Here is a 25,420-nt window from a genome sequence, read left to right as displayed (position 1 = left end):
CACCGGGGCGTGGTAGACCCGGGGTAATGCCGAAGATGAGCACGCGCCGGAAGCTGGCCATCGCCACGTGGTCCGCGCCACGCGAGGGGAACATCTACGGGAAGCTCACCGTGGACGCCACGCACGTGCTCGCCTACCTCGAGCAGGTGCGCGCCGAGACGGGTGAGAAGGTCACCATCACGCACTTCGTCGGCAAGGTGGTGGGGGCCGCGCTGCGCGAGGCGCCGGGGCTCAACGGCTTCCTGCGCTTCGGTGCCTTCCATCAGCACAGCACGGTGGACGTGGCGTTCCTGGTGGCCCTCGACGAGGGCAGCGACCTCGGCAAGGTCAAGGTGGAGCGCGTGGACGAGAAGCGCCTCGAGGACATCGCGCGGGAGTTCGGCGCCGCCGCCGCGAAGCTGCGCGCTGGCAAGGACAAGGAGTTCAAGAAGAGCAACAACCTGGCGCGGATGCTGCCCACCTGGGTCATTCGCCCGCTGGTCACGTTCATCGGCTGGCTGACCGGCTCGCTGGGCGTGTCGCTCCCCGGCGCCGGGCTCGAGGCGTTCCCCTTCGGCACCTGCATCATCACCAGCGTGGGCATGCTGGGCCTCGACGAGGGCTTCGTGCCACCCACCCCGTTCGCGCGCGTGCCCGTCTATGTGCTGCTCGGCGCCATCCGCGATCAGGCCGTCGTCGAACACGGCCAGGTGGTGGTGCGCCCCATGCTCACCATCACGGCCACCATCGACCACCGGTTCATGGACGGCTTCCAGGGAGGGGTGCTGGCCCGCAAGGTCCGCGAGATCTTCGCCGACCCCACGCAGCTGTACCCCGAGCGCTGAGCGCAGTGGCCAAATGAGCCCTGTTTTTGCGGTGATTGTGGCTTCGCGGGCGTTTTCCCAGGCACGAAAGCGACACGAAACATTCCTGAAACAATGATCCAGCTATAACCCGCATCGGACACCCAGCGAGACCCTGTCGGACCACGAACCCGACCCTCGCTAGGACACACTACGCGCACCGGGCGGGATGACCCCGCTCTTCAAATCGGAGAATTTCGATGGGTAAGATCAGGGCTGAATACATTTGGATCGACGGCACCGAGCCGACCCCCCTTCTGCGCTCCAAGACCAAGGTCATGGACGAGGGTGACACCCCGCCGGAGTGGGGCTTCGACGGCTCCAGCACCAACCAGGCGACGGGCGACCGCTCCGACTGCATCTTGCGTCCCGTCTTCACGTGCCCGGATCCGCTCCGCGCCGACGGCGACATCCTCGTGCTCTGCGACGTCTACTCGGCCGATGGCTCCGTGCACCCGTCCAACACGCGCGCTGCCTGCGCCGCCGCCGAGACCAAGCACAAGGCCCAGGAGGCCTGGTACGGCATGGAGCAGGAGTACACGCTCATGAAGAACGGGCGGCCCTACGGCTTCCCCGAGGGCGGCTACCCCGGTCCCCAGGGCCCGTACTACTGCGGCACCGGCGCCAGCAACGTCATGGGTCGTGAGCTCATCGAGGAGCACCTCGAGGCTTGCATCATGGCCGGCCTGAAGATCAGCGGCATCAACGCCGAGGTCATGCCCGGTCAGTGGGAGTTCCAGATCGGACCCGCGGGCCCGACGGAAGTGGGCGACCACATGTACATCGCGCGCTACCTGCTCTGCCGCATGGCCGAGTCCTACGGCGTGGACGCGAGCTTCGAGGCCAAGCCCGCCAAGGGCGACTGGAACGGCGCCGGCTGTCACTCCAACTTCTCCACCAAGGCCATGCGCGAGCCCGGTGGCTGGGACGTCATCATCGCGGCCTGTGAGAAGCTCGGCCAGCCCGACAAGATCAAGCTGCACATCGCCAACTACGGCCACGACATCGAGAGCCGCCTCACCGGCAAGCACGAGACCTGCTCCTACAAGGAGTTCAAGTACGGCGTGTCGGACCGCGGCGCCTCCATCCGCATCCCGCTCGCGACCAAGCTCCAGGGCTACGGCTACTTCGAGGACCGTCGTCCGAACGCGAACATGGACCCGTACACCGTCGCTCGTCTGCTCCTCGAGACCACCTGCGACTGATCTGAGCCACTCGGCTCCCCCGAGAGCGCCGCGAGCCACCAGGTTCGCGGCGCTTTTTTCATGGGAGCGCGCGGGGCAGACGGTAGGCTGCGCCCCACCTTGTTTGTGCAGCGTGCGCTCGAGAACGTGATGCGGATCGGCCTGTCGTGTGTGCTGGGCTGTCTGCTCGCGTCGTGCGGCACGAGCGCGCCGCCTTCGGGGCTCGCGCGCGTCCAAGCCGCCGGCGAGCTGCGCTGGGGCGCAGACCTGCAGGGCGGAGACCCATACGTCTTCGAGGACCCGAGCGCGCCGGGTGGCATCTCGGGCTTCGAGTTCGAGCTGGCCAACGCCATCGCACAGGAGCTCGGCGTGCGCGCGCGCTTCGTGCAGCAAGACTGGACCAACCTCGTCCCCGCGCTCGAGCGTGGCACCTTCGATCTGGCGCTCAACGGCCTCGAGGTGACGCCAGCTCGCGCGGGCAGCATCGCCATGACGCGGCCCTACTACATCTTCTCGGCGCAGCTGGTGACGCGCCGCAGCGACGACACGGCGCGCTCCCTGTCGGACCTGCGCGGCAGGCGCGTGGGCACGCTCTCGAGCTCGTTCTCCTACGACCTCCTGCGCGACAGCGGCGTGACCATCGTGCCCTACGAAGGCAACGACGAGCCCTACGCCGACCTCGAGCAGGGGCGCCTCGACGGCGTGCTGCTCGATGACGTGATCGTGGCGCGCTACGGGACCACGCGGCAGGCGCTGCACGTGGTGCAGGACGTGGACGAGGGCTACTACGCGGGAGCGTGCCGGCGCTCCGAGCGCGACCTGTGCGACGCCATCGACGACGCGCTCGAGGCCATCGCGGCGCGCGGTCAGCTCCGCGAGATCCTGACGCGCTACCAGCTGGCCAACGAGCGCCAAGAGGCGCTGCGCACCTGGACGGACGAGGACACGCGGGAGCTGCTGCACACGCGCTCGCAGATCACGTTCTCCGTGCACCATGTGAAGCTCTTCCTGCAGGGGGCGCTCGTGACCATCGGGGTGTCCACGGCGTCCATGCTGATCGCCATCGTGCTGGGGCTGTGGCTGGCGCTGCTGCGGCTGTATGGGCGGCGCCCTCTCCAGCTGCTGGCGTCCGCCTACGTGGAGCTGTTCCGCGGCACGCCGGTGTTGCTCCAGCTCTATCTGCTGTACTTCGGCATCATGCCGTTCGCGCGGGCGCGCATGGATTTCACGTTCGGCACCGAGTACGACGCGCTGGTCGCCGCCATCCTGGGCCTCGGGCTGAACTACGCGGCCTACGAGTCCGAGAACTACCGGGCGGGCTTCAAGGCCGTGCCACCGGGGCAGCTGGAGGCGGCCCAGGTGCTGGGCATGAGCACGCCCCTCTTGCTGCGCCGCATCATGCTGCCGCAGGCCCTGCGCGTGGCGCTGCCGGGCGTCACCAACGACTTCATCGCGCTGCTCAAGGACAGCTCGCTGGTCTCGGTCATCACGGTGGTGGAGCTCACCAAGCACATGCAGATCACCGCGGTGGACGTGCGCAGCTGGGCGCTGCCGGGCGCGCTCTGCGCCGCGCTCTACCTGGCGATGAGCTATCCGCTCGCGCGCCTCTCACGCCGCCTCGAGGCGAAGCTGGAGCGCTCATGACTCCTGGTGGGCGACGCGGTCACGGTCACGGGCCTGTCCAAGCGCTTCGGCGAGAGCGAGGTGCTGCGCCACGTCGACCTGCGCTTCGAGCCGGCCCGCGTGAGCGCGCTGCTGGGGCCCTCGGGCAGCGGCAAGAGCACGCTGCTGCGCTGTATGATGGGCCTCGAGGCGTTCGACACGGGCAGCGTGCGCATCGGCGGCCTGACCCTCGATGCCGGCGTGAACACGGCGCAGCGCCGCGCGCTCCAGCAACGAGCGGGGCTCGTGTTCCAGCAGTGGCACCTGTTCCCGCACATGACCGCGCTCGAGAACGTGATGGAGGCACCGGTGCACGTGCGTCGCGTCGCCCTCGCCGCCGCGCGCACGCAGGCGCTCGCCCTGCTCACGCAGGTGGGGCTTGCTCACCGCGTGGACGCCCTGCCGCGCGACCTGTCGGGAGGGGAGCAGCAGCGCTGCGCCATCGCGCGAGCGCTGGCCATGGAGCCACACGTGCTCTTCCTGGACGAGCCCACCAGCGCGCTCGACCCGCAGCGCGCGGGTGAGCTGAGCGACCTGCTGCGGGGCCTCGTTGCGGCGCGCGGGCTCACCGTGGTGTGCGTCACGCACGACATCGCGTTCGCGGAGCGCGTGGCGCAAGACCTGGTGGTGCTGCACGCGGGCCAGGTGGTGGAGCAGGGTGAGGCCAAGCAAGTGCTGGCGGCGCCGCGTGACCCGCGCACGCGCGAGCTGCTGGGCCTCGGCTGACGGAGTTCGGTCCCGCGTACGCGAGCGCGCTAGTGCCTCGTCGGACCCTGGCCTCGGTGACCACTGGCCGAGGCCCGATGAGTCGCCAGACGTAGACGTGGTCGTAGGCGTGGTCGTGGTCGTCGTCGCACTCGTGCTCGTTGACGTGCTCGTGCTCGTGCTCGTACTCGCCAACACCGACGTCGTCCAAGACGCTCGCAATCCCAAGCCGGCCATCGCCACAGACTTCGCGATCGCACGCGGCTCGGCGATGGAGTGCGCGACAGCGCTCGACGTCGTTCGCCTTCTGGGCGTAGAGGCGGACGAGCTGCATCGCCAGGCGGTTGAGCTGCTGGGGCGGATGGTGTCGAAGCGGTCTCGGTAGCCTGTGGGGGGTGGTGGAGACACGAGTACGAGCACGAGCACGAGCACGAGCACGTCAACGAGCACGCCTACGACCACGACCACGCCTACGACCACGAATACGACCACTCTTGCGACCACGACCACGTCTAGCGACGCAGTCCTAGTCGCAGCGGCCGTTCGCGGCCCGCACCAAAACCTGGATTCGCGCGCGCGCCGGGTCGGTGCGTGGCGCGGCGGCGCAGAAGCGCTCATAGGCCTTGAGCGCGTTGAGCCGGTCGCCCAGCGTCTCGTAGCACTCGCCTTCGGTGCGGTAGTAGAGCGCCGACCCGCCCGCGCGCATGGCCGCCTCCACCAGCTGGGTGCAGGCCAGCGCGTCCCCCCGCTGCTGGGCCGCGAGCGCGTCGGCGTAGAGCGCCTCGGGCGTGCCTGGCTCGGCGCCCGCGCTGTCCGCGGGAGAGGCGGGGCCGGCCTGCGTGCTGGGCGTGGTGGCGGGCGATCCTGGTGAGGCTTCGTCGGGCGCGTGCAGCTGCCGCCAGCCCAGCACGAAGGCCCCCGCCGTGCATGCGCCCGCCAGGAGCGCGGTGCCCAACAGCGCCACCAGCCACACGCGGCTCTTCTTGGCGGGGGCGGCCATGGGGGTGGCGCTCGCGGGCTCTCGCTTGCGCGGCGTGCCGGTGGAAGCCGGTGCCTGGTCGCGTGGGCGCCGCGCCCGCGGGCTCTCGTAGGCCGTCTCGGGCGCGCTGATGCGCTCGGCCGCCACGTGCGGCACCGCCGCCGCCACGACGGGCTTCTTGCTGCCCCCCGGGGCGAAGTCGCTGAAGGAGGCCGGCGGCTCCGACGCGCCCGCGCCTGCCGTGTTGTCCGGCAGCCCGCCCATGGGCCCGAGCACGTTGGTGTGGTCCACCCCCGCGCTGCTCTTCTGCGCGGGCTCTTCGCCCAAGGCCTCGAGCCACGCCGCGAACAGCGCGCGGGCGCTCTCGTAGCGGGCGTCCTTCGCGCGCGCCATGGCCCGGTGCACCACCACCTCGAGCCCGGGCGCGAGGTCCGGCACGTAGTGGCGAATCGGGGTGACGCGCCCGTGGAGGATGGCCTGCACCAGCTCGCTGGGCGACGCCCCGAGGAAGGGCGGGTTCCCCGACAGCGCCTCGTAGAGGATCACGCCGAGCGCGTAGGTGTCCACGCGTGAGTCCAGGTTCTTGTCCGCTGCCAGCTGCTCGGGCGCCATGTAGCGCGGCGTCCCGAGCACCTGTCCCGTGCGAGTGAGACGCTCGTGCCCCACGTGCTTCGAGATGCCGAAGTCCAGCAGCTTGACCTGCACCCCGCCGCCCTCGAGCGCCTGCAGGAAGATGTTGTCGGGCTTGAGGTCGCGGTGCACCACACCGCCCTCGTGCGCCACGTGCAGCCCCGCCACGGCGCCCGCCAGGATGGGCGTCAGCTCGTCCTGCGAGAGCCGCTTACGCGCCCGCATGCGCGCGCCGAGCGTCTCGCCCAGCAGGTACTCCATGGCCAGGTAGATGCGTCCATCCGGCAGGCGCCCCACGTGCTCGATGCCCACGATGGCGGGGTGCGCGAAGCGCGACAGCAGCTCGGCCTCACGGCGCAGGCGCGCGGCGGCCTCGGCGTTGTCGGCGATGGCGTCCTTCAGCAGCTTGAAGGCCACGTGCTCGCCGGTGCTCTCATCGAGCGCGCGGTAGACGTGCGCCATGCCTCCCGACCCCAGCAGCGCTTCGATGCGGAAGCGCTGGCCGAGCAACGTCCCGACCAGCTCGTCGGGGGCAGCGGTGACGGGGGGGAGGGCGGTCATCGCGTGAGTGGCTCAGCCCGAAGGGGAGCTCGGGTTCGTGAGCGCGGGTTTCTCCGCATGCACGGGCTCGCCGGCCATGGCGGCTCCGGACTCGAGGCACAGCATGCGCACCTTGCCGTGGGCCAGGAGGTTGCCTTCGCCGTCTTCGATGCGTGCCTCCCACACCTGCGTGCGTCGGCCGCGAATGAGCGGCACGGCGCGCGCGTGCAGCGTCCCCTCACGGGCGGCGCGCACGAACGACGTGGAGTTCTCGAGCCCCACGGCCGAGCGCCCCGTCGCCAGCGCGTTCAGCGCAGCGCCGACGCTGCACAGCGTCTCCACGATGCCGGCATAGACGCCGCCGTGCACCAGGCCGTACGGCTGGTGGTGCTGGGGTGTGATGGGCATCTCGGCGACGATCTCATCGAGCGTGGCGCGCACGAAGCGCAGCCCCATCACGGAGTCGTAGCCCCCCAGCCGCTCGTTGAGGCCGGGTGCGTAGTCCTTGCTGGCGTCAGGCACGTGGGATCCCTATCACGGCTGCGCGCTGCTTCCTATACCCGCGCCGGCGGGCCGGGCTCGGGTTGACTGTGCTCCGCGCGCCTTCATCATCGCACACCATGCGACATCGCCTCTGGCCCATCGCCACCGCACTCGCGCTCGGGACGCTCGGGTGGACCAGCAGCGTGTTGGCGCAGCCCAGCGCGGCGCCCGAGGCTGGCTCGTTCGCGGGTCAGCCGGTGGTCTCCATGGTGGCGCTCGTGGCGCTCACGCTGCTGCCGTTCGCGTTCATGACCATGACCAGCTTCACCAAGATGTCGGTGGTCTTTTCGCTGCTGCGCAACGCGCTCGGCGCAGGCCAAGTGCCCTCGGGCATGATCCTCTCGGCCCTCGCGGCCGTGCTCTCGCTCTACGTCATGGCGCCCGTGTTCTCGCGCGTGGTGGACGCGGCCGCTCCAGCCATGGTGCGCGTGGACCGTCAGGCTCCGCTCGAGGGCGAGAGCCTGGATGCGGTCTTCGAGGCCGTCACCTTGGGGAGCGCGCCGCTGGTGGCCTTCCTCACGCACAACGCGGGCGAGCGCGAGCGCGTGCTCTTCTTCGACTTGGCGCGGCGCGCGCGAGACCCTGGGGACCGAGACGCGGTGCAGCCCGACGACCTGCTGGTGGTCTTGCCCGCGTTCGTGGTCACGGAGCTGGCCGAGGCGTTCCAGATCGGCTTCCTCATCTTCCTGCCGTTCCTGATCGTCGACATGGTCATCGCCAACATCCTGCTGGCGCTGGGCATGCACATGATGTCGCCCACCACGGTCTCGCTGCCGTTCAAGCTGCTGCTGTTCGTCATGATCGACGGGTTCTATCTGCTCTCCCGCGCGCTGGTGCTGGGGTACGCTCCCTGAGCCTCGTGGTCCGCCGTGCGGACGCTGAACCATGTCATTCTTCCCCCTCCCCAGCCTCGACGGTGCCCTGTGTGAGCCCGTGCGCGTGCGCGAGGGCGCGCGCTACGCCTGCTTCGGCGACGGCTTGTGCTGCACCGACATCCACGCCATCGGGCCCATTCGCCTGTCGGAGCGCGCCCGCCTGCGGGTGCTGCACGACGGCATCGTGGCGCACGACCCGCGCGACGACGTTCACGTGCTGGTCATGCGCGCCGGCTCGGGCACCTGCATCTTCCTCGAAGAGGGCCGTTGTGCTGTGCACGAGCCGCTCGGTGGGCTGCTCAAGCCGCTGGCGTGCAAGCAGTTCCCCATCAGCCTGACCGCCACGCCCGAGGGCGGGCGCGTGACCACCGAGCACAAGTGCCCGTGCCGCACCCTGGGTGAGCGCCCCGTGCTGACCGTGGCCGACGCGCTCCCCGCAGTGACGCAGCGCGGAAAGCTCGCCCCGGTGGCGCGCGTGGGTCGCAAGGTGCCCATCGCTGCCGGCGAGACGCTGCCCTTCGCCGCGTACCGCGAGCAGGAGCGCGCGCTCATGACCGCCGTCGAACGCGCCGCGAGTGTGGCCGAGATCCGGCTGGCGCTGCATCCCGTGTCGTTTCCCCCGCTGCAAAAGGGCAGCTGGCCCGCGTTGGCCAGGCAGCTGCGCGGGCTCTCGGGTCAGACCCGGCTCGAGCACGTCATGCGTCTCCTGGCCAGCGCGATCCTGGCGCACTGCGAGCCCGAGGCAGACGGCGCGACCCGGAGGCCCGGTGCTGCACCGCCGCCCTGGCGCGACGCGTTCGAGCGCGGCACCGCCCGCTCCACGGCTGTGCAGGAGCCACTGACCATGCTCGTGGACTTCGTGCTGGACCAGATCTGGGCCATGCACTGGATCGACGAGTTCCCCTTCGCCAACTTCCGCGCGGAGCTCGCCACGCGCGTGCAGCTGTTCGAGACCGTGCACGCCTGGCTGGTGGCGGACGGCCTGCGCCCCGACCAGGCGGCGGCGGAGGCCATCTTGGTCATCGAGCTGGGCGGTGGCACCGATTGGTGGCAAGACATCGCGCGTGAGGTGATGCTTTTCCCGTGACGCGCTACACTCCGGCCAGTTGCCGTCACTCTTGACTGATCGCGCTCCTGCCACGCTGCAGGGCTCGGAGGACCAATGTCGCAGTACCGCTCGTGGATCTCACTCGTCTTGTGCGTCTTGGGCGTCGCCGCCACCCCGCTCGGTGTGAGCGCGCAGGCCGCCGCGGGCGAACCCCCGGGCACGGATCCGGCTTCCCCCGAAGCGGGCCCCTCGGACCCCGCCACCCCTCCTCCGCCGCCGCCTGCAGGTGAGGGCGACACGGGTGACGGCACCACGCCGTTTGCGCCCACCGAGACCACGCGTCGGCCCGACGGCAGCGTGGACACCGCCGACGTCACGCAGAGCGGCATCATCTCGGACGAGCAGGTCCTCACCGAGCAGGCCTACGGCGTCGAGACCGTGCGCCGCGGCACGGACCCGTACGAAGACCCGAACAAGCGCTACTACTTCCTGGGTGGCTTCTATCGCCATCACTTCATCCCCGCCGGCATGATCGAGCTCTTCGTGCAGGAGGCCCCCTCGGTGGCCAACCCGCAGGCCGGCATCGAGCTCACCATTCGCCGCGACTCGTTCGAGATCATCGCCAGCGCCTGGTACGCGGACTTCACCACGGTCGGTCCCTTCCTCGCCAACGGCGATCCGCCCGACGACGTGGAGATCATCGACAGCAACCTGCGCGCCGTTCTCGTGGGCACCACCTTCCTGTGGAGCACCATGTTCAACGACTACATCGGGCTCGAGTACGGCTTGGGCTTGGGCGTGGGCTACGTGTTCGGTGACATGATCCGCACCGAGGCATACCCCAGTGAGAACGGCGGCTTCGCGGCTTGCACCACGCCCGTGGTCGGGGGCGGGCCGGGCGGCGCTCAGCCCGGCGACAGCATCGACTTCGCGCGCTCCAATGGCCTCGGCATCGCCGGCTACTGCCAGGGGGCCATGGGCGATCCAGGCAACGAGCCCATCACCAACGAAGACGGCGAAGAGGGCGCGCACTACGGCGTCATCGCCCGCCAATGGTTCGACGGCGGCAGCGTGCCCAACCTGTGGTTCCGCTTGGCGCCGCAGATCTCGTTGCGCATCAAGCCCATCCACCAGCTGGTCATCCGCGCCGACGTGGGCTTCGACATCTTCAGCGGCATCTACGTGGGTGGCGGCATCGCTATCGGCGTCAACTGACCATGGTGCGCAGGAAGACCGTTCGCCGGGCGCTCACCACGCTCTCGCTGCTGCTTTCCCTCGGCGGCGCGTCGTTGCTGGGTGACGCCGCGCACGGGCAGGCCCCCACGGCGCCCGCCGCGGGTCGCAGGGCTGCACCGCCCGCTGCTGTGGCTGCGGAGCCCGCGGGTGACACCGAGTCGCAGCCCGTGCCGGCACCGGCGGACGACGCGGCCCGCACGGCGCGGCGGGCCCGGGTGTTCTCGCGGCTGGGGCAGGTCACGCTCACGCTCGGCGAGATCGAAGACGACATCCAGCGACGGTCACCTTTTGCGCGCCGCCAGTTCGAGGACCGCGAGCGGCTGGTCGCCCACGCGCGCGAGCTGTTCCGCGCCAAGCTGCTGGCGCACGCTGCCAGCGAGCGGGGCTATGGAGACAAGGCGTCCGTGCGCACCCTGGTGGACCGCCACCTGGTGGCCGCGGTGGTGCGGCGGCAGGTGGACGAACTGAACGGGCCCACACAGATCACCACCGCAGACGCCCGCGCCTACTTCGACTCGCATCAGGAGCTGTTCGTGCGCGCCGAGCAGCGCCGCGTCTCGCACATCTTGGTGGAGTCACGCGAGCAGGCGGCCGCGTTGCTGACGCAGGTGCGCGCCGGTGACCTGCGCGTGTTCCGCAGGCTGGCGCAGGCCGAGAGCCTGGACACCGAGACCAACCAGCGCGGCGGTGACCTCGGCTTCTTCGCCGCCGATGGGCGCGCTGCGGGCGGCACCGACGTGGCGGTCAACGAGACCATCGCGCAGCTGGCCTTCACGCTCACGCGCGAAGAGCCGGTGGCGCGGGAGCCGCTCGAGCTCACCACCACCGCCGGCCTGCGCTACAGCGTGGTGCGCCTCACGGGCATCCGCGAAGGTGCCAGCCCCAGCTTCGAGGACGTGGAGGCCTCGGTGCGCCGGCGCCTGGCGGTGGAGCGGCGCGACGGAGCCTATCGCGCGTACATCACGCAGCTGCGTGAGCGGCACCAGGTGCAGATGCAGCCCCTCGAGGTGCTGCGTGCCATCACGCTGCCGCCGCCGCCCATGCCCAGCCATCAGCACCGTGGGGCCGAGACCGAGACGGAAGCCGAGCGCGCGGCCGAGGGCGCCGCGCACATGGCGCCCTAGCCGTCCGCCGTCAGAACCCGAAGAGGCCACCGCCCGGGCCGCTGCTGCTGCAGTACCACTGCAGGTACTCGTCCTGGTAGATCCAGGTCCCCGGCGAGCCCTGCGGCATGGTGCCGAGGTCCACGAGGCGCAGTAGGCAGCCTCCACGCCGAGCGCCGTAGTAGCTGGCGTTCGGATTGGAGTTCCAGTTCGGGCAGTAGTAGTCGAATACCGTGTCGTCGCTGTCCTCGGACCACGCCTCGTCGAAGCTGAACGCCCCATAGGTCGAGCCCGTGCCGTGGCAGCCCAGGCATGTGCTGAAGGTCGTGGTGGTGGGCGTGGGGTAGGAGGCGGGCGAACTGCCCGCCGTCATGGACCCGCCCGGGAAGCGGTTCACGCGGTAGCCGCAGGTGCCGCCACCGTCACATTGCGCCACGTGGCACACGTTGTTGCGCCCGCTCGCAGGCGTGGTGCAGGCGGTACCCGCCGAGATATTGGGACACGAGTCGCCGGATTCGTTGCACGTCTCGCACTGCGAGTCGCACGGGCTCCCGCCGCCAGGCGAACACGCGCCGCCCTGGCAGCTGTCGCCCGACGTGCAGAACGCGTTGTCCGTGCACGTGAACCCGTTCGAGCGGTCGACACACACGTCCGACGTGTCGTTGCAAGTCTGACACTGCGAGTTGCACGGGCCTCCCGTGCCACCGCACATGCCCGAGCCGTTGCAGGTGTCCGTGAGCGTGCAGAAGGACCCGTCGTTGCAGGGCGACCCGCCGACCAAGTTGTTCAGCCCGCAGCTGTTCCCCGTGCACGTTCGGCTCTGGCACTGGTTTCCGTTCGGGCACTGGGTTGCCGTCGTACAGTCCACGCACGTGCCCGAGCCGTTGCAGAAGTCGCCGCTGCCGCACGCGGTGTTGATGGCGCTGTTCGGGTTGCTGGGGGTGCCGGACGTACAGATGTCGTTGGTGCACGAGTTGCCGTCGACGAACACGTCGCTGTCCAGCACCGCGTTGGTGGTGCCACCCACACCGTTGCAGCGCAGCTCACGGCAGTTGCCCGTCACCTGCATCCCCGCGGGCAGCGCGGTGCCGTTGGCCATGTTGGACACGCCGCACGTGTTGCTGTTGCACGTGAACGTCTGACAGAAGGTGGTGGTTCCACACTGGCTTGCCATGGTGCAGTCCACACAGCTGCCGGAGCCGTTGCAGAAGTCGCCGGTCCCGCACGCGGTGTTGATGGCCACGTTGGTGAACGTGGGCGTCCCCGCCGAGCACGTGTCCGTGGTGCACGCGTTGTTGTCGTTCGGCACGTCGGTGTTGGCGATGGTGTTCATGGTGCCGCCCGCGCCGTTGCACTCCAGCAGGCGGCAGTTGCCCGCGGTCTGGTCACCCGGCGGCAGGTCCGTTCCAGACGCCACGTTCACGGTGCCGCAGGTGTTGCTGTTGCACGTGAAGCTCTGGCAGAACGTGGCGGTGCCGCACTGCGTGGCGCTGTTGCAGTCCACGCAGCTGCCGGCGCCGTTGCAGAAGTCACCCGTCCCGCACGCGGTGTTCAGGGCCGCCGGCGGGTTGCTGGGTGCGCCGGCCGTGCACACGTCGGCGGTGCACGCGTTGCCGTCCACCGGCAGGTCGCTGTTGAAGGCCCGCGACACGGTGGCCCCCGCGCCGTCGCACTCGAGGCGCTGGCAGTTGCCGGCCGTCTGCCCCGGCAGCGGTGTGCCGTTCGCGGTGTAGGCCACCTGGCACGAGTTGCTGGCGCACGTGTAGGTCACGCAGAAGTTGCTGGTGCCGCAGTTCGCGTCCGCCACGCAGCCCACGCAGCCGCCGTTCAGGCACATGCCGCTCATGCCGCACGCGATGCCGTTGGTGGCGTTGGTGTAGGTGGGCGTGCCCGCCACGCACGTGTCGTTGGTGCACGCGTTGGCGTCGTTCGGCAGGTCGGTGTTGAGCTGCGCAGAGACCACGCCTCCGCTGCCGTTGCACGCGAGCGAGCGGCAGTCGCCGGTCGTCTGACCGGTGGGCACCGTGGCGCCTGCGCCCCGGAAGCTCTCCTCGCACGTGCCGCTGTTGCACGTGTAGGTGTGGCAGAACGTGGTCGTGCCGCACTGCTCGTCGGTCAGGCACTCGAGGCAGCTGCCCGCGCCATCGCAGTAGCGCCCGCCCATGGTGCAGCTGGCGCCCATGGCCGTGTCCGGGTTGCTGGGCACGCCAGCCGTGCACAGGTCGTCGGTGCAGGCGATGCCGTCCACGAACACGTCCGTGTTCAGCGCCACGCTGCGGGGCGCGCCCAAGCCGTTGCACTCCACCACCTGGCAATCGCCCGTGGTCTGGTTCCCCACCGGGAGATCCACGCCAGCGGTGGTGTCCACCTGGCCGCACGTGTTGCCGTTGCACGTGTAGCTGCGGCAGAAGCTGTCGGTGCCGCACTGGTCGGCGCTGTTGCAGTCCACGCACGTGCCGGCGCCGTCGCAGTAGTCGCCGCTGCGGCACACGTAGTTGAGCGGCCGGTTCGGGTTGCTGGGCACGCCTGCGGTGCACACGTCCTGCGTGCAGGAGTTTCCGTCGCTCGGCACGTCGGTGTTGAGGGCCGCCGAGCGCACCGCGCCGCTGCCGTTGCACTCGAGCACCTGACAGTCGCCGGGGGACTGGCTGCCGCCCGGCAGGTCCACTCCCGTGCCCGTGTTGGTCTGCACGCACGCGCCCGTGGTGCACGCGAACTGAGCGCAGAACGTGTTGGTGCCGCACTGGCTCCCGGCGTTGCATTCCACGCAGCTCCCCGCGCCGTTGCAGTAGGTGCCGCCGTCCTCCGCGCAGCCCGTGTTCACCAGGCGGTTGGGGTTGCTCGGCACGCCCAGAGAGCAGATGTCGTCCGTGCACTGGTTGTCGTCGTTCGGGATGTCCACATCGTTGGCCACGCTGCGCGTACCGCCCAGCCCGTTGCATTGCTGCTCCTGGCAGTCTCCGGCCGTCTGCGCGGGCAGGGCCACGCCCAGCGCGGTGGGCGCCGTGCCGCACGTCCCGCTGTCGCAGGTGAAGGTCTGGCAGAAGGTGTTGGTGCCGCACTGGGCCGCCGCGGTGCACTGCACGCACTGGCCCGAACCGTTGCAGCGCGTGCCCCCGTCGGCGGCGCACACCGAGTTCACGCTGGTGGGCGGGTTGCTGGGCGCGCCCGCGGTGCACACGTCGTTGGTGCACGCGTTGCCGTCCACGGGGACGTCGGTGTTCAGCGCGGCGCTGCGCTCGCCTCCCGCGCCATCGCACTCGATGACCTGGCAGTCGAGCGGTGCCTGGCTGCCGGCCGGCAGGTCCGTGCCCACCGCGGTGTTGGTCTGCTGGCAGGTGTTGTTCACGCACGCGAACTGCGCGCAGAACGTGTCGAAGCCGCAGTCCGAGGCCGCCAAGCAGTCCACACACGCGCCGTTGCCGTTGCACAGGTCGAGGCCCGTGTTGCAGGGCACGCCCAGCGGGTTGGGGGTCTGCACGGGCGTGGTGCCGGTGCACGCGCTCACCGTGCACTCGTTGCCGTCCTCGGCCGGGACGTCCAGCGGGTTGGAGTTCACCGTGGTGCCCCCCGCGCCGTCACACACCACGGTGCGGCAGTCGGCCGCCACTTGATCGCCCGCAGGGAGCGCCGTGTTCGCGGCCACGTCGTTCACCTGGCACACGTTCGCGACGCAGGCGTAGGCCCGGCAGAACGTGCCCGTGCCGCAGTCGGCAGCCGAGTTGCAGCCCACGCACTGGCCGGCGGCGTCGCACACCCCCACGGCACCGCAAGACGCGTTCGGGGTGATGGTGTGCTGCGGGGCGCCCGCGTTGCAGCTGTCCGCAGTGCACGCGTTCTGATCGTTGGGCGTGTCCGTGTTGGCCGGCGCGCTGGTGGTCCCGCCGCTGCCGTTGCACTGCACCTGACGGCAGTCGCCCGCGGTCTGAGCGCTGGTCGCTGTGCCCGCCTGCGTGTCTTGCACCACGCAGGCGTGGTTCACGCACAGGTGCTGACGGCAGTCCGTGCTCGTTCCGCACTCGGCGTTGGCGTTGCACTCCACGCACGTGCCTGCCCCGTCGCAGACATCGCCGCCATCCGTACAGGCCGCGCCCGTCTGGAGGGACACGGTGGCAGGGACCCCGGCGTTGCACGAGGGCTGCGTGCACTCGTTGGCATCCTCGGGCGGCACGTCGCCGTTGTCGGAGGCGCTGGTCACCTCGCCCATCCCATCACACTGCAGCTGCTGGCAGTCGCCCTGCATCTGGTCGTCACTCGGGAGTGGGCTGCCCACCGTCAGCGGGGTCACCACGCAGCTCCCCGAGATGCACGCGATGGGCGCGCAGAAGGTGCCGCCGGTGCAGTCCGTGTCCGCGAAGCAGCTCTGGCAGTTCCCGCTGTCGTCGCACATCTGTGAACCCGCTGGCCCGCACGTGCCGCCTGCGTTCACGGGCGGGTTGCTGGGCACACCCGCCATGCACACGTCGCCGGTGCAGTCGTTGCCGTCCACGGGCCGGTCGGTGTTGTCGGCGCTCGACTGCGTCCCGCCCGAGCTCCCGCACGTGAGCAGCTGGCAGTCGCCGGCCACCTGGCTGCCGGAGGGGATGGCCGTGCCCACGGGGGCCACCACCACGGCGCACGCGTTCGTCACGCACACGAACTGCACGCAGGCGGTGTCGGTGCCGCAGTGCGAGCCGGTGTTGCAGCCCACGCAGCTCCCGCTGCCGTCGCAGTACGAGCCGCCCGAGGCGCAGGGCGTGTCGATCAGCGCGGGCGGGAACATGGGCGCGCCGTCCACGCACGCCTGCGTGGTGCACTCGTCGCCGTCGTCTTGGGGAAGGTCCGTGTCCTCCACGATGGGCGCGAGGCCGCCTTCGCCGTCGCAGATCAGCGCCTGGCAGTCGCCCGGCTCCTGGAGCTCGGTGGGGGCCACGCTGCCGAGCGTGGCGAACGTGCGCCCGCACACGCCGCTGGTGCACGTGTTGGCGGCGCAGAAGGTGTCGTCACCGCACTCGTCCGGCGTGCTGCAGCCCACACACTGCCCGCTCGCGTCACAGCTCAGCGTGCCGTCGCCGCACTCGCTGCCCATGCCGCGCATGGTGTGAGTCGGGGTGCCCGCGCTGCAGGTGTCGTCGGTGCAGTCGTTGAGGTCGTTCGGCAGGTCGGTGTCGTGCGGCGCGGACATCACGCCGCCCGCGCCATCGCACTGCAGCTCTTCGCAGTCACGCGGGGTCTGCAGGGCCAGGGCCGTGCCCGACGCCGTGAACTCCTGCCCGCAGGCGTGCTCCACGCAGGTGCGCGTCTGGCACTCGTCGTCCTCGGGTAGGTCTGTGCAGTCGGCCGGCGCGTTGCAGCCCACACAGGCCGGCGTGACGTTGTCGCCGTTGCACACGCTGCCGCCGTTCTCGTCGCAGGTCTGGCCCAGCGGCGCGGGGGTCACCACGGCCACGCCACCGTCGCAGGTGCCCGTCGCGCAGGCGTTGCCCGCGGGCAGGTCGGTGTCGTCGTCGGCGCTCTGCACCGCCCCACCCAGGCAGGTGACCTGCTGGCAGTCACCCGTGGTCTGGGCCACCGGGGGGGCCGGCCCGTCGGACAGCGGCGTGATCACACACGCCGAAGCCTCGCAGGTGACCGTGGTGCACGCGGACTGCGGGCAGTCCGCCGCGGTGTCGCAGCGCCCCGTGGCACTATCGCCCAGGCCCATGTCCTCCGCCGGTGCTGGGCCATCGCCCCCGCAGCCCACGGCTCCCAGCGAGAGCCCCCCCCAGCATCACAACCCAAACCGCGATCCAAGACGTCCGTGCCATCGCTCTCGACCTCTACGCCGAGGGGCTTCGCGGCTTCCGGGGGAGGCCCAGGTCGCGCGATCGGCTAGACCGTCAGACTGCACGATTTCAACGCGCGCGACAATAGCGCCGACTGGGGAGGCCGGCGCTCGGTCGCGGCCCCGTCACCAGTTGTTCACGCCACCCCCTGGGCCCGAGTTGCTGCAGAACCAGTCGAGGTACTCGTCGTCGTACAGCCAGCCCCCTGGGTCGCCGGGCGGCATGATGCCCTGGTCGAGCACATAGAGGACACAACCCGCCCGGAAGTTGCCGTAGAAGGTGCGATCCGGGTCCGTGTTCCAGTCAACGCACTCCGAGTCGAACACCGAATCCGACACGGTCTCCGACCAGAGCTCGCTGAAGCTGAAGTTGCCGGGGGGAGTGTGTGAGCTGTGGCACGCCGTGCACGTGCCGAAGCTCGTGATGTTCGCATAAGAGTACGTGGTGTCGAGCGGGAGGACTCCGTTGTCGAAGCGGTTGATGCGGCGCCCGCACGCGCCCGCGCTGCACTGCTCGACGAAGCAGACGTTGTTGCGGCCCGAGGCGGGGGTGCTGCAAGCCGTCCCAAGCGGGTCGTCGTTGCACTGGTTGAAGAACTCGCTGCACGACTGGCACTGCGAGTCGCAGGGGCTGCCGCCTACGCCCACGCAGGTGCCGCCCGAACACCACGACGACGTGGTGCAGAACTGCCCGTCGTTGCACAGGGTGAAGTTGGCGACGTTGTTGCACGTGTTCATGCCCTCGTTGCAGGTCTGGCAGAGCGTGTTGCAGGGGGTGGTGACGCTGCCGGTGCAGGAGCCCGCGCCGTTGCACGTGTCGGTGTTGGTGCAGAACTGGCCGTCGTTGCACGAGGTCCCGTTCGCCAGGCTGGTGAGCCCGCAGACGTTGCCCGTGCAGGAGCGGCCCTGGCATTGGTTGCCCGTGGGGCACTGCGTGGACGTGGTGCAGTCCACGCAGCTTCCGGAGCCGTTGCAGAAGTCGCCCGAGCCGCACGCCGTGTTGATGGCCAGGTTCGGGTTGGTGGGGGTCCCGGCGGTGCAGATGTCGCCCGTGCAGGCGTTGCCATCCACCGGCAGGTCTGTGTTGAACGTGTTCTGCACCGGGCTTCCGGAGCCGTTGCACTCCCACAGCTTGCAGTCGCCCGTGGTCTGGTTCCCTGGCGGAAGGTCGGTGCCGATGGCCGCGTTGGTAAACCCACACGTGTTGCTGTTGCAGGTGTAGGTGCGGCAGGTCGTGGTCACGCCGCACTGGCTGGCCATGGTGCAGTCCACGCACGCGCCCGCGCCGTTGCAGAAGTCGCCCGCGCCGCACGCCGTGTTCGCCGCCAGCGGCGGATTGCTGGGGACGCCTCCCGTGCAGACGTCGTTGGTGCACTGCAGCCCGTCCACCGGGAGGTCGGTGTTGAACGCCGTGCTGATGGTGCTGCCCGCGCCGTTGCACTCGAGCACCTGACAGTCGCCGGTGGCCTGGCTGCCCATGGGCAAGTCGGTGCCGTTGGCGGTGTTGCTGGTGCCGCAGGTGTTGCTGTTGCAGGTGAAGGTCTGACAGAAGGTGCTGGTGCCGCACTGGCTGGCCGCCGTGCAGTCCACGCAGCTGCCCGCGCCGTTGCAGAAGTCGCCCGAGCCGCACGCGGTGTTGATGGGCGCCGCCGGGTTGCTGGGCACGCCCGCAGTACACACGTCGCTGGTGCACGTGTTGCCATCCACGGGCAGGTCGGTGTTGAACGGGGTGCTGATGGTGCTGCCGGCGCCGTTGCACTCCAGCACCTGACAGTTGCCCGTGGTCTGACTGCCCATGGGCAAGTCCGTGCCGTTGGCGGTGTTGCTGGTGCCGCAGGTGTTACTGTTGCAGGTGAAGGTCTGACAGAAGGTGCTGGTGCCGCACTGGCTGGCCATGGTGCAGTCCACGCAGGCGCCCGAGCCGTTGCAGAAGTCCCCCGAGCCACACGCCGTGTTCGCGGCGAGCGGCGGGTTGCTGGGCGTCCCCGCGGTGCAGACGTCGTTGGTGCACTGCAGGCCATCCACGGGCAGGTCACTGTCCGCAACGCTGTTCATGGTGCCACCCGAGCCGTTGCACTCCTGCAGGCGGCAGTCCCCCGTGGTCTGGTTGCCGCCCGGGAGGTCCGTGCCTACGGCCGTGTTGATGGTGCCGCAGGTGTTGCTGTTGCAGGTGAAGGTCTGACAGAACGTGTCGGTGCCGCACTGCGCCGCGCTGGTGCAGTCCACGCAGCTGCCCGAGCCGTTGCAGAAGTCGCCCGAGCCGCAGGCTGTGTTCGCGGGCGCCGCCGGGTTGCTGGGCACGCCCGACGTACACACGTCGCTCGTGCACGCGTTTCCATCCACCGGGACGTCGCTGTTGAACGCCGTGCTGATGGTGCTGCCGGCGCCGTTGCACTCGAGCACCTGACAGTTGCCCGCGGTCTGACTGCCCATGGGCAAGTCGGTGCCATTGGCGGTGTTGCTGGTGCCGCAGGTGTTGCTGTTGCAGGTGAAGGTCTGACAGAAGGTGCTGGTGCCGCACTGGCTGGCCATGGTGCAGTCCACGCAGGCGCCCGAGCCGTTGCAGAAGTCTCCCGAGCCGCAGGCCGTGTTGGCGGCCGTGGGCGGGTTGCTGGGGGTGCCCGCGGTGCACACGTCACTGGTGCATGCGTTGCCGTCCACCGGCAGGTCCGTGTTGAACGCGGTGCTGACGGTGCTGCCGGCGCCGTTGCACTCGAGCACTTGGCAGTTGCCCGCGGTCTGACTGCCCGGGGGCAGGTCGGTGCCGTTCGGGGTGTTGCTGGTGCCGCAGGTGTTGCTGTTGCAGGTAAAGGTCTGACAGAAGGTGCTGGTGCCGCACTGGCTGGCGCTGGTGCAGTCCACGCAGCTGCCGGCGCCGTTGCAGAAGTCGCCAGAGCCGCACGCGGTGTTGATGGCCGCCGGCGGATTGCTGGGCGCCCCCGCCGTGCAGATGTCGCTGGTGCATTGGTTGCCGTCCACCGGCACGTCGCCGTTTGCCGCGATGGAGATGGTGGCGCCTGCGCCGTCGCACACCAGCGTCTGGCAGTTGCCGCCTGTCTGGCTCCCGCCCGGCAGCGCGGTGCCGTTCGGCGTGTAGGCCACGCCGCACGAGTTGGCGTTGCACGTGTAGGTGACGCAGAAGTTGCTCACGCCACAGTCGGCCGCCACCATGCAGCCCACGCAGTCGCCACCCTGGCACATGCCGGCCGAGCCACACATGGTCCCGTTCGGCACGTCGGTGAACGTGGGCGTGCCCGCCGAGCACGTGTCGCTGGTGCAGCTGTTGCCATCGCTGGGCAGGTCGCTGTTGAGCGCCACGCTGCGCACCGCGCCCATCCCGTTGCACTCGAGCACCTGGCAGTCGGCCGCGGTCTGGCTGCCGCCGGGCAAGTCGATGCCCGCCGTGGTGTTGGTGGTCTGGCACACGCCGGTGTTGCAGCTGAACACCTGGCAGAACGTGCTGGTGCCGCAGTCGGCGGCGGCGAGGCACTGCACACAGCTTCCCGAGCCGTTGCAGTAGTTGCCGCCCATGCTGCACATGGCCCCGGCGGCCACCGGGGGGTGGCTGGGCACGCCCGCCGTGCATACGTCGTTGGTGCACTGGCTGCTGTCCACCGGGATGTCGCTGTTCAGCGCCACGCTGCGCACGGCACCGAGGCCGTCGCACTCGTTCACCTGACAGTCACCGCTCGTTTGGCTGCCGCCGGGCAGGTCGGTGCCCACGGCCGTGTTGTTGCTGCCGCACGCGTTGCTGGTGCACGTGTATGCGCGGCAGAAGCTGTCGGTGCCGCACTGCGCCGCGTTGTTGCAGTCCACGCAGGTGCCCGTGCCGTTGCAGAAGTCACCGCTACCGCAGGCGAAGTTGAGCGCCTGGTTCGGGTTGCTGGGCGTGCCCGCGCTGCACACGTCGTTGGTGCAGGGGTTGCCGTCCACCGGGACGTCCGTGTTGAAGACGGCGTTCACCGCCACGCCCGCGCCGTTGCACTCCTGCACGCGGCAGTCGCCCGTGGTCTGGCTGCCCGGGGGCAGATCCGTGCCGTTGGCGGTGTTGCTGGTGCCACAGGTGTTGCTGTTGCACGTGAAGGTCTGACAGAAGGTGCTGGTGCCGCACTGGCTGGCAGCCGTGCAGTCCACGCAGGCGCCCGAGCCGTTGCAGAAGTCGCCCGAGCCACACGCGGTGTTGATGGCGGTGGGCGGGTTGCTGGGCGTGCCTGCCGTGCACACGTCGCTGGTGCACGCGTTTCCGTCCACGGGAAGGTCCGTGTTGAACGCGGTGTTGGACACAGCTCCGGCGCCGTTGCACTCCTGCACGCGGCAGTCACCCGTGGTCTGGCTGCCCGCGGGCAGGTCCGTGCCCATGGCGGTGTTCACGGTGCCGCAGGTGTTGCTGTTGCAGGTGAACGACTGACAGAACGTGGCGGTGCCGCACTGCGTGGCGTTGTTGCAGTCCACACAGGCGCCCGAGCCGTTGCAGAAGTCACCCGAGCCGCACGCGAAGTCCGCGGGGCGGTTGGGGTTGCTGGGCGTGCCGGCAGTGCACACGTCGTTGGTGCAGGCGTTTCCGTCCACGGGCAGGTCCGTGTTGAAGACCGAGTTCAACACGGCGCCAGAGCCGTTGCACTCCTGCACGCGGCAATCGCCGCTGGACTGGCTGCCTGCGGGCAAGTCCGTGCCAGCCGCCGTGTTGGTGGTCTGGCAGACGCCCGCGTTGCACGCGAAGGCCTGGCAGAAGGTGCTGGTGCCGCAGTCGGCGGCGGTGATGCACTCCACGCAGTCGCCCGCGCCGTCACAGATGTCCCCGCCCATGGTGCAGCTGGCCAGCGGCGGGCTCGCGGGGTTGCTGGGCGCGCCGCTACTGCACAGGTCGTCCGTGCACTCGTTGCCGTCCACGGGCAGGTCGCTGTTCAGCGCCACGCTGCGCGTAGCCCCCATGCCGTTGCACTCCAGAACCTGGCAGTCGCCGCTCATCTGGCTGCCACCGGGCAGGTCGGTGCCCACGGTGGTGTTGCTGGTGCCGCAGCTGTTGCTCGAGCACGTGAACGTCTGACAGAACGTGTTGGTGCCGCACTGGGCCGCGGCGGTGCAGTCCACGCACGCGCCGCTGCCGTTGCAGAAGTCGCCCGTGCCGCACCCGAAGTTGAGCGCGCGGTTCGGGTTGCTGGGCACGCCTGCGGTGCACGTGTCCGCGGTGCACTCGTTGCCGTCCACCGGGACGTCCGTGTTGAGCGCCACGCTGCGCGTCGCGCCCAGGCCGTTGCACTCGATCACCTGGCAGTCGCCACCGCTCTGGCTGCCCGCCGGCAGGTCCGTGCCCACCGTCGTGTTCGTGACGCCGCACTCGCCCGCGCTGCACACGAACTGCGCGCAGAACGTGTTGGTGCCGCACTGGCTCCCGGCGTTGCACTCCACGCAGCTGCCCGTGCCGTTGCAGAAGGTGCCGCCGTCCTCCGAGCAGCCCGAGTTCACGAGCCGGTTCGGGTTGCTGGGCACGCCCAACGAGCACACGTCGTCCGTGCACTGGTTGGCGTCGTTGGGAAGGTCCACGTCGTTGGCCACGCTGCGTGTCCCGCCCATGCCGTTGCACTGCTGCTCCTGGCAGTCTCCGGCCGTCTGCCCGGGCAGGGGCACGCCCACGCCGGTGGGCGCCGTGCCGCACTCTCCGCTGTTGCAAGTGAAGGTCTGGCAGAACGTGTTGGTGCCGCACTGCGTGGCCACGTTGCACTGCACACACTGACCACCACCGTCACAGAAGGTGCCGCCGTCCGCGTTGCACACGCTGTTCACGGGGGTGGGCGGGTTGCTCGGGGTGCCCGCGCTGCACACGTCGCTGGTGCACGCGTTCCCATCCACGGGCAGGTCGGTGTTCAGCGCCACGCTGCGTTCGTTGCCGGTGCCGTCGCACTCGAGCACGCGGCAGTCGAGCGGGGCCTGGCTGCCCGCCGGCAGGTCCGTGCCCACGGCCGTGTTGGTCTGCTGGCAGGTGTTGTTCACGCACGCGAACGTGGCGCAGAACGAGTCGAAGCCGCAGTCCGATGCGGCGAGGCACTCCACGCAGGCGCCGCTGCCGTTGCACAGATCGGCGCCACCGTTGCACGGCACACCGAGGGGGTTCGGGTTCTGCACCGGCGTGCTGCCCATGCATGCGCCCACGGTGCACTCGTTGCCATCGTCGTTCGGCACGTCCACCGGGTCGGGCGTGGGCAGGGTCCCGCCTGCGCCGTCGCACACCAGCGTGCGGCAGTCGGCCGGCACCTGGCTGCCCGCGGGGAGCGCGGTGTTGGCGGCCGTGTTGTTCACCTGGCAGGTGTTGGCCACGCAGCTGTAGGACCGGCAGAAAGAGTTGGTGCCGCAGTCGCTGGCGGCGTTGCATCCCACGCACTGGCCGCCGGCGTTGCAGATGCCGGACGTCCCGCACGACGCGTTCGGGGTGGGCGTGAAGACCGGGTTGCCGCTGCTGCACGTGTCGGCGGTGCACGCGTTCTGGTCGTTGGGCGTGTCCGTGTTCGCCGTGGCGCTGGTGGTCCCGCCCGTCCCGTTGCAGCGCACCTCGCGGCAGTCACCGGCGGTCTGCTCGGTGGTCACCGTGCCTGCCATGACGTTCTGCACTTCGCACATGTGGTTCACGCAGCGGTGGAGCTGGCAGTCGGTGCTGGTGCCGCACTCCGCGTCCGCGTTGCAGGCCACGCAAGTGCCGCTGCCGTCGCACACGTTGCCGCCCACGGTGCAGCCGTTGCCGGTGGGCAGCGGGAACGACCCGGGCACGCCCTCGTTGCACGCGGGGGCAATGCACTCGTTGCTGGTGTCGCCGGGCAGGTCGCTGTTGTCGATGACGATCTCCACCGCGCCGGCGCCGTCGCACTGCGAGCGCTGGCAGTCGCCGTCCACTTGGTCCACGTCCTCCACGGGCGTGCCGGGGGCCAGCGGTGCGGCCACGCAAGCGCCCGCCACGCACGCCATGGGCGAGCAGAACGTCCCGCCCTCGCAGTCCGACGCATCGAAGCAGCTCAGGCAGCGACCCATGTCGTCGCACATCTGCGTTCCGTCGCCGCACGCGCCGCCCGCGTTGATGGGCGGATTGCTGGGCGCACCCGTGGTGCACACGTCGCTGGTGCAGTCGTTCCCGTCCACCGGCAGGTCCGTGTCATCCATGGCGGACTGCACACCGCCGGAGTTCCCGCAGCTGAGCAGCTGGCAGTCGCCCGCCACTTGGCTCTCGCTCGGGATGGGCGTGCCACGGCGCACGCGTTGGTCACGCACGCGAACTGCACGCACGCGGTGTCGGTGCCGCACTGCGAACCGGCGTTGCAGCCCACGCAGGCGCCAGCGCCGTCACAGAACGAGCCGCCGGAAGCACAGGGCGTGTCAATCAGCGCTGGCGGGAACATGGGGGCGCCGTCCACGCACGTCTGCAGCGTGCATTCGTCGCCGTCGTCTTGCGGGGTGTCCGTGTCCTCCGCGATGGGCGCGAGGCCGCCGTCGCCGTCGCAGATCTGCGACTGGCAGTCGCCTGGGTCCTGCAGGTTCATGGGGGCCACGGTGCCGGCCGCCGTGAAGGCGCGTCCGCAGACGCTCGCGGCGCAGGTGTTGGTGGCGCAGAAGGTCTCGGCGCCGCACTGGCTGGGCAGCGTGCAGCCCACGCACTGGCCCGCGCCGTCGCAGGTCAGCGTGCCGTCGCCACACGCGTCGCCGTTGTCGCTGACCGGGTGCGCGGGTGTGCCGGCGTTGCACACGTCGCCGGTGCAGTCGTTGTTGTCGTCCGGCAGGTCCGTGTCGTCCACGGCCGACGTCACGCCACCGCTTCCGTCGCACTGAACCTCGCGGCAGTCGCGCGGCGCCTGGAGCGCGAGAACCGTGCCGGCCGCCGTGAAAGCCTGCCCGCACACGTGATTCACGCAGGTGCGCGTCTGGCACTCGTCGTCTTCGGGCAGGTCCGTGCAGTCGGCCGGCGCGTTGCAGCCCACGCAGGCCGGCGTGACGTTGTCGCCGTTGCACACCGTGCCGCCGTTCTCGTCACACGCCTGGCCCAGCGGCGCGGGCGTCACGATGGGGGTGCCGCCGTTGCAGGTGCCCACCGCGCAGTCGCCTGGCGCGGGCACGTCGTCGCTGTCGATCTGGGTGTTGGGCTGACCGTTGGTGCACGTGATCGCACGGCAGTCGCCCGCCACCTGCGCGGTCTCGGGGGCGGGACCGTCGGCCACGGTGGTCAGCACGCAGCGTGACGCCACGCAATCGGTCATCACACAGGCCGACTGCGGGCAGTCCGAGACGTC

13 protein-coding genes are annotated in these 25,420 nt (G+C 70.1%); 9 read left to right on the top strand and 4 right to left on the bottom strand.

What is annotated here, in order from left to right; all coding sequences use genetic code 11:
* Window positions 1-35 precede the first annotated feature (35 nt).
* The 5 genes from IPI43_10120 to IPI43_10100 all read left to right on the top strand — a co-directional run bounded on the left by IPI43_10120 (window position 36) and on the right by IPI43_10100 (window position 4,778).
* Window positions 36-824 carry a 2-oxo acid dehydrogenase subunit E2 gene (locus tag IPI43_10120; protein ID MBK7774480.1) on the top strand — a complete coding sequence of 263 codons (789 nt, stop codon included), beginning with the start codon at window positions 36-38 and terminating at the stop codon, window positions 822-824.
* Window positions 825-1,042: 218 nt separating this feature from the next.
* A complete protein-coding gene (locus IPI43_10115; GenBank protein ID MBK7774479.1) occupies window positions 1,043-2,047 on the top strand; it encodes a glutamine synthetase beta-grasp domain-containing protein in 1,005 nt (334 codons plus the stop codon).
* Between the two features lie 129 nt (window positions 2,048-2,176).
* The gene (locus IPI43_10110; protein MBK7774478.1) at window positions 2,177-3,670 is read left to right on the top strand and encodes an ABC transporter permease subunit; all 1,494 of its coding nucleotides are present in this window, start codon (window positions 2,177-2,179) and stop codon (window positions 3,668-3,670) included.
* Window positions 3,671-3,676: 6 nt separating this feature from the next.
* A complete protein-coding gene (locus IPI43_10105; GenBank protein ID MBK7774477.1) occupies window positions 3,677-4,414 on the top strand; it encodes an amino acid ABC transporter ATP-binding protein in 738 nt (245 codons plus the stop codon).
* Between the two features lie 109 nt (window positions 4,415-4,523).
* On the top strand, window positions 4,524-4,778 hold the full coding sequence (locus IPI43_10100) for a hypothetical protein (protein MBK7774476.1): 255 nt from the start codon (window positions 4,524-4,526) through the stop codon (window positions 4,776-4,778).
* A 141-nt stretch (window positions 4,779-4,919) separates the two neighbouring features.
* Here the strand turns inward: IPI43_10100 and IPI43_10095 are convergent, their stop codons facing one another.
* Window positions 4,920-6,563, bottom strand: a complete 1,644-nt coding sequence (locus IPI43_10095; protein MBK7774475.1) for a protein kinase — start codon at window positions 6,561-6,563, stop codon at window positions 4,920-4,922.
* A 12-nt stretch (window positions 6,564-6,575) separates the two neighbouring features.
* Complete coding sequence (locus tag IPI43_10090) at window positions 6,576-6,998, bottom strand: PaaI family thioesterase (protein MBK7774474.1); 423 nt, start codon at window positions 6,996-6,998, stop codon at window positions 6,576-6,578.
* Between the two features lie 293 nt (window positions 6,999-7,291).
* Between IPI43_10090 and sctR the strand changes: the two genes are divergently transcribed.
* From sctR to IPI43_10070, 4 genes are all read left to right on the top strand, one after another.
* The gene (gene sctR / locus IPI43_10085) at window positions 7,292-7,939 is read left to right on the top strand and encodes a type III secretion system export apparatus subunit SctR (protein ID MBK7774473.1); all 648 of its coding nucleotides are present in this window, start codon (window positions 7,292-7,294) and stop codon (window positions 7,937-7,939) included.
* 31 nt (window positions 7,940-7,970) lie between these two features.
* Window positions 7,971-9,047: a YkgJ family cysteine cluster protein gene (locus tag IPI43_10080; GenBank protein MBK7774472.1), complete on the top strand. Its 1,077-nt coding sequence runs from the start codon at window positions 7,971-7,973 to the stop codon at window positions 9,045-9,047.
* A gap of 75 nt (window positions 9,048-9,122) precedes the next feature.
* The gene (locus IPI43_10075) at window positions 9,123-10,223 is read left to right on the top strand and encodes a hypothetical protein (GenBank protein MBK7774471.1); all 1,101 of its coding nucleotides are present in this window, start codon (window positions 9,123-9,125) and stop codon (window positions 10,221-10,223) included.
* Between the two features lie 2 nt (window positions 10,224-10,225).
* Window positions 10,226-11,368: a peptidyl-prolyl cis-trans isomerase gene (locus tag IPI43_10070; GenBank protein MBK7774470.1), complete on the top strand. Its 1,143-nt coding sequence runs from the start codon at window positions 10,226-10,228 to the stop codon at window positions 11,366-11,368.
* A gap of 10 nt (window positions 11,369-11,378) precedes the next feature.
* On the opposite strand, the gene IPI43_10065 is transcribed toward IPI43_10070, so the two are convergent.
* Window positions 11,379-17,030 carry a hypothetical protein gene (locus IPI43_10065; protein MBK7774469.1) on the bottom strand — a complete coding sequence of 1,884 codons (5,652 nt, stop codon included), beginning with the start codon at window positions 17,028-17,030 and terminating at the stop codon, window positions 11,379-11,381.
* Between the two features lie 246 nt (window positions 17,031-17,276).
* Window positions 17,277-24,407: a hypothetical protein gene (locus IPI43_10060; GenBank protein ID MBK7774468.1), complete on the bottom strand. Its 7,131-nt coding sequence runs from the start codon at window positions 24,405-24,407 to the stop codon at window positions 17,277-17,279.
* Window positions 24,408-25,420: the final 1,013 nt, after the last annotated feature.

The sequence above is a fragment of the Sandaracinaceae bacterium genome, from assembly GCA_016706685.1.
GTDB lineage: Bacteria > Myxococcota_A > Polyangia > Polyangiales > Houyiibacteriaceae > JADJJE01.
This window is presented reverse-complemented; position numbering and strand designations above follow the sequence as displayed.